This window comes from Burkholderia sp. 4NA327C6, from assembly GCF_005502655.1.
Classification (GTDB): Bacteria; Pseudomonadota; Gammaproteobacteria; order Burkholderiales; family Burkholderiaceae; genus Burkholderia; species Burkholderia contaminans.
Window position 1 is genome coordinate 1 of the sequence record NZ_SCNZ01000053.1, and the last position, 14,368, is coordinate 14,368.

General features: G+C 67.9%; 12 protein-coding genes. 6 read left to right on the top strand and 6 right to left on the bottom strand.

Annotation, left to right across the window (positions count from 1 at the left end; all coding sequences use genetic code 11):
• The 5 genes from FFS49_RS35000 to FFS49_RS35020 all read right to left on the bottom strand — a co-directional run.
• Positions 1–266 (bottom strand): acetyl-coenzyme A synthetase N-terminal domain-containing protein (locus FFS49_RS35000; protein ID WP_283204869.1); only part of this gene is annotated, 266 nt, incomplete at its 3' end.
• Between the two features lie 193 nt (positions 267–459).
• Positions 460–2,367: a sigma-70 family RNA polymerase sigma factor gene (locus tag FFS49_RS35005; RefSeq protein ID WP_137910381.1), complete on the bottom strand. Its 1,908-nt coding sequence runs from the start codon at positions 2,365–2,367 to the stop codon at positions 460–462.
• Positions 2,351–2,665, bottom strand: a complete 315-nt coding sequence (locus tag FFS49_RS35010) for a high-potential iron-sulfur protein (RefSeq protein ID WP_039369413.1) — start codon at positions 2,663–2,665, stop codon at positions 2,351–2,353. The genes FFS49_RS35005 and FFS49_RS35010 overlap by 17 nt, the downstream gene beginning before the upstream one ends.
• Before the next feature lie 98 nt (positions 2,666–2,763).
• Positions 2,764–3,972, bottom strand: coding sequence for a c-type cytochrome (locus FFS49_RS35015; RefSeq protein ID WP_137910382.1), 1,209 nt, complete (start codon positions 3,970–3,972; stop codon positions 2,764–2,766).
• Positions 3,973–4,052: 80 nt separating this feature from the next.
• A complete protein-coding gene (locus FFS49_RS35020) occupies positions 4,053–5,774 on the bottom strand; it encodes a methanol/ethanol family PQQ-dependent dehydrogenase (protein WP_039369421.1) in 1,722 nt (573 codons plus the stop codon).
• Positions 5,775–6,190: 416 nt separating this feature from the next.
• On the opposite strand from FFS49_RS35020, the gene FFS49_RS35025 reads away from it, so the two are divergent.
• A complete protein-coding gene (locus tag FFS49_RS35025) occupies positions 6,191–8,536 on the top strand; it encodes a TonB-dependent receptor (protein WP_137910383.1) in 2,346 nt (781 codons plus the stop codon).
• Positions 8,537–8,615: 79 nt separating this feature from the next.
• On the opposite strand, the gene FFS49_RS35030 is transcribed toward FFS49_RS35025, so the two are convergent.
• Entirely contained in the window at positions 8,616–9,641 is a 1,026-nt protein-coding gene (locus FFS49_RS35030; protein WP_137910384.1) for an alpha/beta fold hydrolase, read from the bottom strand.
• Between the two features lie 315 nt (positions 9,642–9,956).
• Between FFS49_RS35030 and FFS49_RS35035 the strand changes: the two genes are divergently transcribed.
• The 5 genes from FFS49_RS35035 to pqqD all read left to right on the top strand — a co-directional run bounded on the left by FFS49_RS35035 (position 9,957) and on the right by pqqD (position 14,367).
• Positions 9,957–11,975, top strand: a complete 2,019-nt coding sequence (locus tag FFS49_RS35035) for a sigma-54-dependent Fis family transcriptional regulator (protein WP_039369430.1) — start codon at positions 9,957–9,959, stop codon at positions 11,973–11,975.
• 332 nt (positions 11,976–12,307) lie between these two features.
• Positions 12,308–12,382, top strand: a complete 75-nt coding sequence (pqqA, locus tag FFS49_RS35045; protein ID WP_006485436.1) for a pyrroloquinoline quinone precursor peptide PqqA — start codon at positions 12,308–12,310, stop codon at positions 12,380–12,382.
• A gap of 61 nt (positions 12,383–12,443) precedes the next feature.
• Positions 12,444–13,367, top strand: a complete 924-nt coding sequence (gene pqqB, locus FFS49_RS35050; RefSeq protein ID WP_137910385.1) for a pyrroloquinoline quinone biosynthesis protein PqqB — start codon at positions 12,444–12,446, stop codon at positions 13,365–13,367.
• Between the two features lie 2 nt (positions 13,368–13,369).
• Positions 13,370–14,089 carry a pyrroloquinoline-quinone synthase PqqC gene (gene pqqC / locus FFS49_RS35055; protein WP_071332047.1) on the top strand — a complete coding sequence of 240 codons (720 nt, stop codon included), beginning with the start codon at positions 13,370–13,372 and terminating at the stop codon, positions 14,087–14,089.
• Complete coding sequence (gene pqqD / locus FFS49_RS35060; protein ID WP_039369440.1) at positions 14,086–14,367, top strand: pyrroloquinoline quinone biosynthesis peptide chaperone PqqD; 282 nt, start codon at positions 14,086–14,088, stop codon at positions 14,365–14,367. The genes pqqC and pqqD overlap by 4 nt, the downstream gene beginning before the upstream one ends.
• The last annotated feature ends 1 nt before the right edge of the window (position 14,368 follow it).

Consider the following 14,368-nt stretch of genomic DNA (forward strand, 5'->3'; position numbering starts at 1 on the left):
GGCGGGTTGGACTCGTCGAGCACTGTCGTGAACGGCTTGTGCCACGCCAGACCCTCGCGCGCGAGACGCGCCCAGAATCCTTCGTAATCGTTTTCGGCTTCGGCGGCGAGCGCACGATAGGCCGGCATGCCGGAAATGGTCGCCGCCTGTTCGAGCGCCGCGGGCGGCGCAAACTGACGGGTTTCGTGAAGAACCGATTCAATCTTGGACAAGCGTGTCTCCTTGCGTTCTTGTGATGCCTGGCGGTATTCCGGAAAACGCAACATGCATGCCAGCATCGGCGATCGACGCGCGCCGGCGGCGACAACCGCGGCAGCCGGGGCGCGTGCCGAACGATCGTTACCGGCGGACCACGTCGTGCACGGCAGCACGATGCGGTCGGTCGTTCAGAAATGCAGCATGGTGTGTTGCAGTCCTGAGCATTGACGTGAAGCTTGAAAGGCCGCCGGTACCGCCGCGTCAGGCGAGCAGCGATCGCAGCGCCGGTGCGTGTCCGAATTGCCGGATGCGCTCGAGCGCCGCCACCTCGATCTGGCGAACGCGTTCGGCCGACAGGTTCAGTTGGCGGCCGATCTCGCGCAGCGAATACTCGCTGTCCACGTCGATGCCGTACCTCAGGCGAAGAATCCACGCTTCGCGTGCGGGCAGGCTGTCGATCAGCGCCGCCACCGCGGAGCGAAGCTGGCCGGCGCTCGCGGCGTCTTCCGGGTTCGGCGCATCGGGATCGATCGTGACGTCGCACAACGTGAGGTCGTGATCGGGCGAGACGGGCGAGTCGGCGGAGACGGGCTCGCGCACGATGCGCATCAGTTCGCGTACCTTGTCGACGGGCAGTTGCATCTGCGTGGAGAGTGCCGGCGCGTCGGCGACATCGCCGGTGCGCTGCCGATGCGTTAGCGCGAGCCGCGACAGCTTGTTGAGCGCATCGACGGTATGCGCGGGCACCCGTATCGTGCGGCCCTGATCGGCGAGCGCGTGCGTGATCGCCTGCCGGACCCACCAGGTCGCATACGTCGAGAATTTGAAGCCGCGCCGGTGGTCGTAGCGATCGACGGCCTTCAACAGGCCGATATTGCCCTCCTGGATCAGGTCGAGGAACGGCAGGCCGCGATCGGGATACCGTTTGGCAATCGATACGACGAGCCGCAGGTTGCCGCGGAACAGTTTCGTTCTCGCGGGTTGCATCGTGCGCTCGATGCGCGACAGCCGCGCATCGAGCGCGACGGCGATGGCGAGCGGCAGCGGCGACTGGCCGGCGAGGCGGGCAAGCGCGATGCGCGCGTCGATCAGCGCCGGTGCGTGGCGGGCGAGGGCGGCGGCGCATTCGGGATGCACAGCGATGCACGCGCGCAGCCAGGCGTGCGCGTCGTCGCACGGCGCGAAGCGGTCGCGGCGCGTCGATCCGGTACGTATGCCTGATGCGGCCAGCGTATCGACGAGCCGTTTTTCGACCTGGCGCGCCCGGGTGGCGCGTTCACCGTTCGCATGAGCGATGCGCTCGATCGCGCGCGACGTGAAGCGGATCCTGCCGGTCAACGCGGCAGCTTCGCGAATCAGCGCGCGATAACGGGCCGACGCGAACCCGTCGGCGTGCAATGCGCGCCGCATCGCCGGCGCCAGCGCACCGGCGCGCCCGAGCGATTCGGCAACTGCATCGCGCCACGCCGGGCTGTCCGGCGAGAGGCCGGTGTCGCCCGATTCCATGGCGGGGTCGGGCGCCGTGTCGTTCCCGGGCGAATCGTCGTGCAAATCGTCGGGCGGCATCGCGGGCGCTAGCGCGAGCGATTCGGCGTCCCCGGCGAACCCCGTCACGTAGACCGACGCCGCGACCTTGCCGGCGCGGATGTCGTCTGCGATCGCGGCGAGGCCGGCGAGTGCCTCCGGATCCCGGCTCAATGCGTCGATGCATGCCGCGCGACCGCTTTCCAGGTGAAGCGCGAGCGCGATCTCCTCGTGGCGTTCGAGGAGCGGCGTCGCGCTCATGTCCCGCAGATAGAGCCGGACCGGATCGTTGGTCCGGCCCGTGAGCAGATCGTCGGGCGCGAGCGGCGCCGATGCGTCCGCAAGCCGCAGCGTCACTTCCGGCGCCTGCGCGAAGTGACGGTCGAGCGTCCACGCGGTACGCGAGCCGGCATGCGCGCGCACCTCGATGCCGAGCGCGCGGAGCGTCGACGCGGCCGCATCGACGTCCGTGCGTTCCGCCGCATCGTCGGGCAACGCGTCGGCGATTTCGCCGGGTGTCACGTAACCGCGATCGATGCCCAGCGCGATCAACGAATGCAGATGGGCCGCGTGGTCGGCATCCGTGTCGCGACGCGGTGCGCTGTCGCGTCCGCGCGCGGCCCCGGGATCAAGCGAGCTTTGCATAGACGTTGCACCAGCCTTCGGCGGCAACCGTCTTGCCCGCGAACATCGGGCACGTGCCGAAGGATTCACCCGCGGCGGCCTTGTAGAAGCGGCAGTTCGAACAGGTTTGGCCGGCCTGGTACTTCGGGAACTTGCCCGCGTCGACGGTCGTGGCTTTGGCGCGGTAGCCGAGCGTTTTCGCGGCCGCGTCGTTTTCGTCGACGGGCGGCGGCGCGGCGAATGCGCGGGTGCCGGCCGCGAGTGCGGCGCACAGGCCGGCCGCGTGGACGAAGAAGGTTCTGCGGTTGGAAGAGATCATCGCGTTGTCCTGAATGAAATGAAAAGATGAAGCCGGACCCGCGCGCCGGGCATGCTGCCCGGCGCGGCGGTCGGTCGAAACGAAAGCGGGCGGGGAAGTTACTTGCGCGGTCCGGCGATGAGCGGCGCCTTCGACGCGGTGGCGGCATCGGCGGTCAGCTTGCTTTTGGACGCGTCATAGCCGTTCGAGTAAAGCAGGAACGCCATCACGTCCTCGTATTCCTGTGCCGTCATCTTGCCCGGGCGATCGGCCGGCATGTTGTTCGACATGTACTGGAAGATGCCGCCGACCGTGATGTGCGACTTGCCTTCGGGAGCGAAGGATTCCCCGCTCAGCGCGGGGGCGGTATTGCCTTCGAGCTGGTCGCCGTGACATTTCGCGCAGGCGTCGCCGTAGAGCTTCTTGCCATGCTGGACCTGCGCCTGGTCGAACGACGGCATGTCGCTGCCTTCGCTGGCCGACACCTTGATGAAGCCGCTCCTTGCCGGCATGGATGGTGCGGATGCGATCGCGCCGTCGAGAAACCGGCCCGGCGCACGCGCGCTGGCGGCTTGCGCAACGGTGTCCGGAAGCGCCCAACCGCGCGTGAGCGAGGCGAGGCGGCCGTCGCCGCTCATGCGGGACAGCGTTGCGTCGATGCGCTTTTGCAATGCGTCCTTGCCCGGCCCGAATGCGAACGACAGTTGCCAGTTGGAGTACGGCGATGAAGTCGCCGCGACCCGGAACCGTTGGCGCGGGTGCGCTCGCTCGTACGCTACGACGCTCGGATACCAGACGATCGCGCGCTGGGCACGGCCCGCGGCGACCGCGCCAATCGTCTGCTCGCTCGTGTTTTCGAGGTCGAAGCGGGCGTTCGCCTGCTGGGCGGCGATCAGTTGAGACGGGCTGCCATACGTGGCCGCGATCGTTTCCTTGACGTCGGACGAGGCCTGCGCGTCGAGCAGCGACACGCTGACGTAGCCGGAGCGCAGATAGCCTTGCGAGAACGTCATTTTCGATCCCGATGCATCGGCGATTTCCGAGCGTGGGAAGCCGGCGATCACGTCGCAGTCGTGTTCGAGCGATTTCTTCAGCTCGCCGGCGGAGATGCCGTCGTCGCCGCCATCGTCATCGACGCCGCGCTTGTTGAACGTCGCGGCGATGCCTGCAGAGCGGAATACTTCGCGTGCAACGGATCGGTCGAGCGCCGTGGTCGGGCTGCCGGGCAGCGTGCAGATGCGCACGCCGGCCGACGCGGCAGCCGGTGTCAGCGCCACGCCCACGGCGAGCAGACTGGCGACGGTAACGGAAGTGAGACGAGTATTCATGATCCTGTGTCCGGTTGAAGCGGGGAGGGCGTCGCGCCCGCATCGGGCGCATGCGGGCGCGACTCGGGCCTGGTGCCTGATCAGTCGAGCGCGAACACGTAGAGCGTGCCGCCGCGCGGAACGTCCTTCGCGATGTCGGCCATCGGGCCGCCCCAGATCGGGTTCGCGCCGCCATAACCGGCCAGCACGGCCACGTATTCCTTGCCGTCGACCTCATACACCGACGGCTGCGAAATGATGCCGCTCGCCAGTTGCGGGCTTTCCCAGAGCACCTTGCCGGTCGCCGTGTCGAACGCATACAGGTGACCGTCGAGCGAGCCGCTGAACGCGAGACCGCTCGCGGTGGTCGCGACGCCGCCGTTCCACGGCTTCTTCGACCAGTGGCTCCACAGCTTCTTGCCGGTGTTCACGTCGATGGCCGTCAGTTCGCCGTAGCCTTCGCTGCCCGGTTCGGGCTTGATCTCGAAGCCTTCGCCGAGGTACGGCAGGCCCTCCATGTAGCTGACCGACTTGCCGGTGAGACTCATGCACGCATGCAGCGCGGGCACGACCGCGATGTTGCGTTCCTGGTCATAGGAGATCGACCACCAGTTCTTGCCGCCGAGGAAGCTCGGGCACGTTTCGATCGTCGTGCCGGCCTTCGGGAACTTCGATGCGTCCTGGATCGGCTTGCCGTCGGCCGTGTAGCCGGTGACCGACAACGCCGTCACGAACGGCGTCGCATAGATCAGCTTGCCGGTCGTGCGGTCGATCGCGTGGAAGAAGCCGTTGCGGTCCGCGTGGATGATCGCGTCGTAGTCCTTGCCTTTGTACTTGATGTCCGCAAGCACGGCCGCGTTCACGCCGTCGTAGTCCCACGTGTCGTTGTTCGTGTACTGGTAGTGCCACTTCAGGTTGCCGTTCTTCGCGTCGAGCGCAAGCAGCGAGTCGGAATACAGGTTGTCGCCGGGGCGCAGCGCGGCGAGCCACGGGCCCGGGTTGCCGACACCCCAGTACAGCGTGCGGGATGCGGCGTCGTAGGTGCCGGTGAGCCACGCCGCGCCACCGCCGTGGCTCTGCATGCCGTCGGGCCAGGTTTCCGCGCCCTTTTCGCCGGAAGCGGGGATCGTGTAGCGTTTCCAGACTTCGGAGCCGTTCTCCGGGTTGAGCGCGACGATATAGCCGCGAATGCCGTATTCGCCGCCCGACGTGCCGACGACGATCGCGCCGTCGAGTGCGAGTGGCGCGAGCGAGAATGCGTAGCCGAGGCCCGGCTCGAACATCTGCTTCTTCCACACGAGATTGCCGGTCTGCGCATCGAGCGCCGCGACTTCGCCGCTCAACATCGCGACGTAGACGTTCTTGCCGTACAGCGCGACGCCGCGGTTCACGACGTCGCAGCACGCGGTCTTGAACGACGCGGCGCCGAGCTTCGGCTCGTATTTCCACAGCTGCTTGCCTGTCTTCGCGTCGAATGCATAGACGTTGTCCTTCGGTGTCGTCACGAACAGATAGTTGCCGTTGATGATCGGCGTGGCTTCGAAGCCCTGCTTCAGGTCGGCGGGAAACTTGTAGGCCCACACCTGCTTGAGATCCTTCGCGTTCGACGTGTCGATCTGCTTGAGCGGCGAATGCGAGCGGCCGTCGTAGGTGCGGTAATAGGTCAGCCAGCCGGGATCGCCATGTGCATCGGTCAGGCGCTGGTAGGTCACGGCCGGGTAGTCCGCGGCCGCTTCGACGAGGCCGGGGTTCAGCGCGACGGCGGCCGCCACCGCGATTCCGATCGTCGCCAGCCGGCTCGCTGAAGCCGAGAATTTCTTCATGGTTGTCTCCTGAGTCATTGTGGTCGCACCGCCGCGAACGGTTGGTCGCGCCGGCACGGTTGGTAATCCGGGCCGAGTGCCCTGCCCGTCACGCAAGTCGCATGCCATCGCGATGCGAAGCCCGCGCGGCGCGGCATGGCGGCGCAGCGCGCGCGATGCGCCGTCGAACACGCCGGGCTCCGGCACCGTCGAAGGTGTTGCATTCAGGTACACCGCCGCGCACGAGGTGTTGCCAAACATGACAGGTGACGCAGCACGCGGGACAGATGGGCCGTCGCACGCTTCCATGCCGCGCGGAACCGATGCGCGGTGCAGGCAGCGCTGGCATGGTTCTCGCACGCGCGCTTCTCGACACCTCATCGCCGCGCGCTGCATTGCACGATCCGGCGGAACATAAAAATACGGAGACAACGGAAATGATCAGGAGGCCAAAGGCAGCCGGGCGACATAGCGCGATGCGAGGCGGCCGGCGGGCGCGATGCGTCGGCACGGCCATCGGTGCGCTTGCGCTCGCCGGGCTGTCGCCCGGCAGCGCGCGTGCGCAGCAGCAGGCGGAGGGTGCCGCGCCACCGGCCGCCGCCGTCGCGTCGCAAGCGTCGGCCGTGATGTTGCCGGCGGTGGTCGTCGTCGGCACGACGCCGCTGCTCGGAATCGGCACGCCGCTGTCGAAGGTGCCGGCAAACGTGCAGACGGTGCGCGGCGAGGAACTCGACGCACAGCACCGTGCGACGCTGACCGATTTCTTCGCCGCAAACCTGCAGAGCGTGACGATCTCGGAGGCGCAGGGCAACCCGTACCAGACGGACGTCAACTATCGCGGCTTCACCGCGTCGCCGCTCCTCGGCACGCCGCAGGGGTTGTCGGTGTTCGTCGACGGCGTGCGCGTGAACGAGCCGTTCGGCGACGTCGTGAACTGGGACATCCTGCCCGCGCAAGCGATCGATCGGGTGCAGCTGATTCCGGGCTCCAATCCGGTATACGGACGCAATACGCTCGGCGGTGCACTCGCGATCACGACGAAGGACGGCAAGACGAACCCGGGCGGCGAAGCGGAGGTGTCGGGCGGCTCGTGGGGGCGCAAGACCGCCAGCATCGAGCAGGGCGGGACGATCGGCGCGAACCTCGACTACTACGCAACCGCGAACGTCGCGAACGATGGCGGCTGGGCCGACCACAACGCGAGTCACGTGCGGCAGGCGTTCGGCAAGCTGCGCTACACCGATGCGGACACGACGCTGTCGATCGCCGGCGGTGGCGCGGACAACACGCTATACGGCACCCAGACGATTCCGCGCTCGTTCCTCGGCAACCCGAAGCAGGCGTATACGTATCCGGACCAGAACCGCAACAGCGCCGGCTACCTGACGCTGTCGGGCGACCGGTTCTTCGGCGAGCACGTCGAACTGAGCGGCAACGCGTACTATCGGCATCTGCGAAACGCCAATACGAGCAGCAACAACAATACGGATTACGGATCGACCGGTGAGGACGGTACGGTCGACACGGTGCAGGGCAGCAATGCGCGGTCGACGATCGTCACCGACAGCTACGGCGGCAGCGTGCAGCTCACGCTGCTCGGCAAGCTCGGCGGGATGGCCAACCGGTTGATTGCGGGCGTCGCGGCCGATGTCGCGAATTCCAGCTACGTCGCGTCGTCGCAGGACGCGTATTTCACCGATACGCGCGCGGCGATCGGCGTCGGCGATTTCGTCCAGCAGACCAGCGCGAAGACGCGCAACGCGAACGTCGGCGTGTACCTGAGCGACGCGCTGTCGCTGACGCCGCACTGGACGCTGACGCTGTCGGGCCGCTACGACTGGTCGAAAGCGCAGATCGGCGACGAGAGCGGCGTGCAGCCGCTGCTCGACGGCAACCATACGTTCTCGCGCTTCAATCCGGCGGTCGGGCTGAACTGGAACCCGGTCCCGGGCTTCACCGCGTATGCGGCGTACAACGAAGGCATGCGTTCGCCGACCGCGATCGAGCTGGCATGCGCCGACCCGTCCGCGCCGTGTTCGTTGCCGAACGACTTCATCGCCGATCCGGCGCTCAAGCCGGTGATCTCGAAGACGTTCGAAGCTGGCGTGCGCGGCCGCATCGGCGCCGCGACGACCTGGAGCGCCGCGGCCTACCGCACGACACTGACCGACGACATCCAGTTCATCAGCAGTCCGGCAAGCGCGCAGGGCTATTTCCGCAATGTCGGCGATACGCGGCGGCAGGGCATCGAACTGGCGGGCCGCACGCGGCTCGGGCCGCTCGGTGTCGGGCTGTCGTACAGCTACGTGGATGCGACCTACCGTTCGTCGTGGACCGAACACAGCCCGGCGAATTCGGCGGCCGATGCGAACGGCAACGTGGCGGTCAAGTCCGGCGACCGCGTGCCCGGCATTCCCGCGCACACGGTGAAGCTGAGACTCGACTACGCGGCGACGCCCGCATGGGATATCGGCGCGAACGTCACGTGGCGCAGCGGCGTGTATGCGCGCGGCGACGAGAACAACCAGGACGTGAACGGCAGGCTCGCGGGCTACGTGCTCGTCGATCTCGACATGCGCTACCGGATCACGAAGCGGTTCGAGGTGTTCGCCAGCGTGACGAACCTGTTCGACAAGCGCTATGCGAGCTTCGGTGCGCTCGGCCAGAACTTCTTCAACGGACCGAATCACACGTTCGACGGCGCCAATCCGGTGAACGAGCAGTTCGTCGGGCCGGGCGCGCCGCGCGGTGCGTGGATCGGTGTGCGCTACGCGTGGGATTGAGCGTGGCGCGGCCGCGCCGGTCGTCGTGTCATGCGTCGCGTCGCGGCGTGAACAGGCGCAGGTTGCACGGCATCCGCGATCACATGAATGCTGGCGCCGCGAACATCGTTGCCACGGCGCGTGCGACGCTGTGTGCCAACGCCGGATCGCTTGCGAGATGCCCGGAATGCACGCGTTCGATCACCACCTCGGGTGCGGCACGCGCGAGGCGAACGACGTTGGCGACCGGGCACACGGGGTCGTGCATCCCGTGCGCGGCGAACAGCGGCACCCCCGCCCGCGCCGCCCGACGCGCGAGCGCAAGCACGCAGCGCTCGCCGAGCCAGCAGCCGCGCTGCAGGTAGTGCGCCTGGATCCGGTATTTGTCGATCAGCCTGCGAACAGTCTTCTTTGAGCGGATCGCCCGCGCAGTCGAGCGGCGCGTCCGCGCCGAGGCGAGGACGGCGTTTTCGTACGCGTGCCACGCGAGCGCCACTGCGCGCTGGTGTGCCACGCTCGCGCCGCGGCGCAGCCGCCGCGCGCAGCGCGACAGCAGTCGCTCCACCTGGCCGCCGCCGGCCGCCGCATGCAGGCGCCGCCATTCGCGGGGCGCTCGCGTGCGCGACGTCGTGAACAGTCGGCGGACTTCGCGTGGCGACGTCAGGAACAGGCCGCGCAGTACGACGCCGGTCACCCGCGCGGGGTGCGTGCCCGCATAGGCGAGTGCGAGCGCGGCGCCCCACGATCCACCGACGACACCCCAGCGCGCAATGCCGAGCTGTTCGCGTACGGCCTCCAGGTCGGCGATCAGCCGCGCGGTGCTGTTGTGGCGCGTGCCGCCGCGCGGCGCGGAGGCGCCTGCACCGCGCTGGTCGACGAGCACGACGCGCACGCGGGTCAGGTCGAACAGCCGCAGGATGCCGGCCTGGCTGCCGCTGCCGGGGCCGCCGTGCAGCACGACGACCGGGTGGCCGTGCGCGGCGCCGGCCACGGCGAACGCGATCGATTGGGCATCGCGCCGCAGACGGCGGACGGCGAGGACGGCGGGGACGGCGGGCGGCGCCGGTGTATCGGGCAATACCCGCATCGCGGGCGACAGCGTGGATCGAATCGTGCGGCGTGTCATGTCGATAAGGCTCGGTGTGGAGTCGGCGCAACCGTCACGCGGCCGCATGGATGTCCGGGCGGCCGCTGGTCTTGACCTGCGACAAAGCCAGAAACGCGCCAGCCGCGAAGATCGGGATTCGCACGGGTAGTCACGCGTCCGGAAATCGCGGTATCACGAAGCCGGCCTGTCGCGCGGCGCACATGCACCGGTGTGCCCGGATCGTTTATTACGTCCTGCTTTCAGTTCGAGTGGCGACGCTGGCGTGGCCCGATGCTTGCTTGCAATGACGGCAAAGAGTCCGGCACATGACCGGAAGGATCCCCGGAGGAGACAATGCGCGATGACGTAGAGCAGGCGGCCGGAACACGGGCCGCGCATCCCGCCGGCTGGCCCGCGCCGTCGATTCAGAAAGCCCACGAGCGGTCCGAGACGTTCGGCCTGCAGGTATCGGCCCGGCCCGACTACGATGTGCTGCCGAGCTCGGCGCTGGTGCTCAAGCGTGAGCAGAGCCGGGTGCTGTGCGTGCACGCGATGCCGGTGATGGAGACGCTGCACGAGCAGATCGTCAATACGCAGAGCATGATCGTGCTGACCGACGCCGAAGGTCTGATCCTGCATTCGATCGGCGACGACGATTTCCTGCGTCGCGCGGAGAAGGTGGCGCTGCGCCCGGGCGCGAACTGGGCGGAAAACCGCCAGGGCACCAATGCGATCGGGACGGCGCTTGCCGAACTGTGCCCGATGGTCGTCCACGGCGACCAGCACTTCCTGGCGGCGAACCGCTTCCTGACCTGTTCGAGCGTGCCGATCCTCGATCCGTACGGCGATGCGATCGGCGTGCTCGACGTGACGGGCGACCACCGCAGCTATCACCAGCACACGATGGCGCTCGCGAAGATGTCGGTGCAGATGATCGAGAATCATCTGTTTACGACGACCTTTCAGGAAACGCTGCAGGTGTCGTTCCATGGCCGTCCTGAATTCCTCGGCACGCTGATGGAGGGAATCGTCGCGTTTACCGCCGATGGCCGCTTCCTGTCGGCCAATCGCAGCGCGCAGTTCCAGCTCGGCATGCCGCTCGCCGCGCTGCGCGCGCACACGTTGTCGTCGCTGTTCGACATCACGAGCGCGCAACTGATCGACCGCATGCGCGCGAGCACCGACCGGCACCTGACGCTGAATCTCGGCAACGGCGCGGTAGTGTGCGCGCGCGTGCACTTCCGGCGCGCGACGCTCGCCGAAGGCAGCCGGCCGACGGACGTCCACGATGCGCTCGCGCCGGCCGCGCGCGCGAATGCGGTGCCGGCGCCGGCCGCCGGCACGTCGGCCGGCCTGTCGCGGCTCAACTACCTCGACACCGGCGATTCGCAGGTCGCCTGCGTGATCGCGAAGGTGCGCAAGGTGATCGGCAAGGACATCCCGATCCTGATCACCGGCGAAACCGGCACCGGCAAGGAACTGCTCGCGCAGGCGATCCACAACGACTCGCCGCGGCGCGACGCGCCGTTCGTCGCGGTCAACTGCGCATCGATTCCGGAGACGCTGATCGAGTCCGAGCTGTTCGGCTATGAGGAGGGCGCATTCACCGGCGCGCGCCGCAAGGGCGCGATCGGCAAGCTGCTGCAGGCGAACGGCGGCACGCTGTTCCTCGACGAAATCGGCGACATGCCGTATCCGTTGCAGGTGCGGCTGCTGCGCGTGCTGCAGGAGCGCCTCGTCAACCCGCTCGGCTCGACGAAGACGATTGCCGTGGACATCGCGATCATTTGCGCGACGCACCGCGACCTGCGCGACATGATTGCGCAGAATCGCTTTCGCGAGGATCTCTACTACCGGCTGAACGGCCTCGTGGTGCGCCTGCCGCCGTTGCGCGACCGCACGGATCTTGCGGTGGTCGTGCAGAAGATGCTGCAACGCGAGGCGTTCGCGGGGCCGGGCCGGCCGCCGCTGTCCGTCGCGCCGGACGTGATGGCGCTGTTTGTGCGCTGCACGTGGCCCGGCAACTTCCGCCAGCTCGGCAACTTGCTGCGCACGGCGGCGGCGATGGTCGACGACGATGGCGAAATCCGGCGCGAGCATCTGCCGGACGACTTCTTCGACGACCTGCGCCGCGGCGATGCGCAGGCCGCCCAGGTCGCACACGAGCCGTCTGCCGGACCGTGCGTCGCGGATGCGCTCCCGCCCGCCGACGCGCGCCTGCAGGACGTCGCGGCGTCCGCGATCGCCGCCGCGCTCGCGCGCCACGGCGGCAACGTGTCCGCCGCGGCGCGCGCGCTCGGCGTCTCGCGCAACACGATCTACCGGAAGATGCCGGCCGCCGACACGGAGCGCCGCCCGTCGGACGAGAACTGACGCGCCGGCCGCGGGATCCCGGCCGGCGCACTGCGCGCGCCCTGTCACGACCGGTGTGTCAAGTTGCAACACCGGTGTTCAACGATTCAACACCTGTCACACCCCTCGCACACCGCGCCGCACGGGCGGCGGATCGCGTGTGCGCGAATCCTGTCGGCTTTTCGTAAGGATGGCATCCCGATGCCCGAACGACGGCCTTATGCGGCCTGCGGACGGCCGACGCGAGGTTTCGGCACGCTCCTTGCTGAAGAGGAACCGACCGCCCGATTTCCGCGGTTGTTCGACTCACCACGCAACGCATCAACTCATCAACTCGATCAGGAGACAACATCATGCAGTGGACGACACCGTCTTACACCGACCTGCGCTTCGGCTTCGAAATCACGATGTACATCGCCAACCGCTGATCGCCGTGCGTGCCGCCCGTTTCGCCGTGATCGGCGCGGGCGGCCTCGGGAGCTGACGCCCATGAAGATCAAGATACTCGGCTCGGGAGCCGGCGGCGGCTTGCCGCAATGGAACTGCAATTGCGCGAACTGCCGCCGTGCGCGCAGCGGAAGCGGCCACGTACTGCCGCGCACGCAGTCGTCGATCGCGGTCAGCGACGACGGCATCGACTGGGTCCTCGTCAACGCGTCGCCCGACATACTTTCCCAGTTGCGCGCGGATCCGGACCTGCAACCGGCGCGCGCGATCCGTGACAGCGGCATCGCCGCCGTCGTGCTGTGCGATGCGCAGATCGATCACGTGACGGGGCTGCTGATGCTGCGCGAGCGCTCGACGCCGCTGCCGCTCTACGCGAGCGCGCCGGTGCTCGACGACCTGTCGACCGGCTTGCCGCTCGTGCCGTTGCTCGGCCATTACTGCGGCGTCGCCGCGCAGACGATCGTGCCCGGCGAGCCGTTCGAAGTGCCTGCCGCGCGCGGGATCCGATTCACCGCGATTGCCGTCGACAGCAAGGCGCCGCCTTATTCGCCACGGCGCGTGTCGGCCGCGCCCGGGGACAACATCGCGCTGTCGATCGAAGACGTCGCGAGCGGCCGCCGCGCGTTCTATGCGCCGGGGCTCGCGACGGTCACCGACGACGTGCGTGCGGCCATGGACGGCGCCGATCTCGTGCTGGTGGACGGCACGTTCTGGACCGGGACCGAGATGATCGATCTCGGCCTGTCGGGCAAGCACGCAGCCGACATGGGCCACCTCGCGCAGTGCGCGGAACACGGGCGGCCCGGCATGATCGACTGGCTCGACACGCTGCCCGCGCATACGCGCAAGGTGCTCACGCACATCAACAACACGAACCCGATTCTCGATCCGCATTCCGTCGAGCACGCGCATCTGCGCGCGCACGGCATCGACGTCGCACACGACGGCATGCAATTCCAGGTCTGACGATGAACGCACCGATCCCCGCTACGGCGTTGCACGCGACGCCCTGGACCGCGACCGAATTCGAGACGCGCCTGCGTGCGCTCGAATCGCGCTACCACATCCATCACCCGTTCAACCGGCGGCTCAACGGCGGCGCCTGTTCGCCCACGCAGATCCGCGGCTGGGTGGCAAACCGCTTCTACTACCAGATCAACATCCCGCTCAAGGATGCGGCGATCCTGTCGAACTGCCCCGACCGCGACACGCGGCGCCGCTGGATCCAGCGGCTGGTCGATCACGACGGGCAGGGCGACAACGAAGGCGGCATCGAGGCGTGGGTGCGGCTCGGCGAGGCATGCGGTCTCGCGCGCGCCGAACTGTGGTCGCTCGAGCACGTGTTGCCCGGCGTGCGGTTCGCGGTGGATGCATACGTGAACTTCGCGAGGCGCGCGCCGTGGCAGGAAGCGGTGTGCTCGTCGCTGACCGAGATGTTCGCGCCGCAGATCCATCTCGACCGCCTCGCGGGCTGGCCGTCGCATTACCCGTGGATCGAACCGGCCGGGCTGCATTACTTTCGCAGCCGCGTGCCGCTCGCGCAGCGCGACGTCGAGCATGGCCTCGCGGTCACGCTGCAGCATTTCACGACACCGGATGCGCAGCAGCGCGCGCTCGGCATCCTGCAATTCAAGCTCGACATTCTGTGGTCGATGCTCGACGCCGTCGAAAGGGCCTACCCGCTATGAACGCGATCGAAGCCGCCAGCGGCGTGCCGCTGCGCCCTTGCCTCAGTGGCATGTACCGCCTGCAATGGGAGGCGGCCCAGGATGCCTACGTGCTCCTCTATCCGGAGGGCATGGTCAAGCTCAACCCGAGTGCGGGCGAGATTCTCGCGCGTTGCGACGGCACGCGCGAGCTGGACGACATCATCGGCGAACTCGAGCGCCTGTTCAGGCAGTCGGATCTCGCGACCGACGTCTATCGTTTCCTCGATCATGCGCGGCTGCGCGGCTGGCTCGACTGAC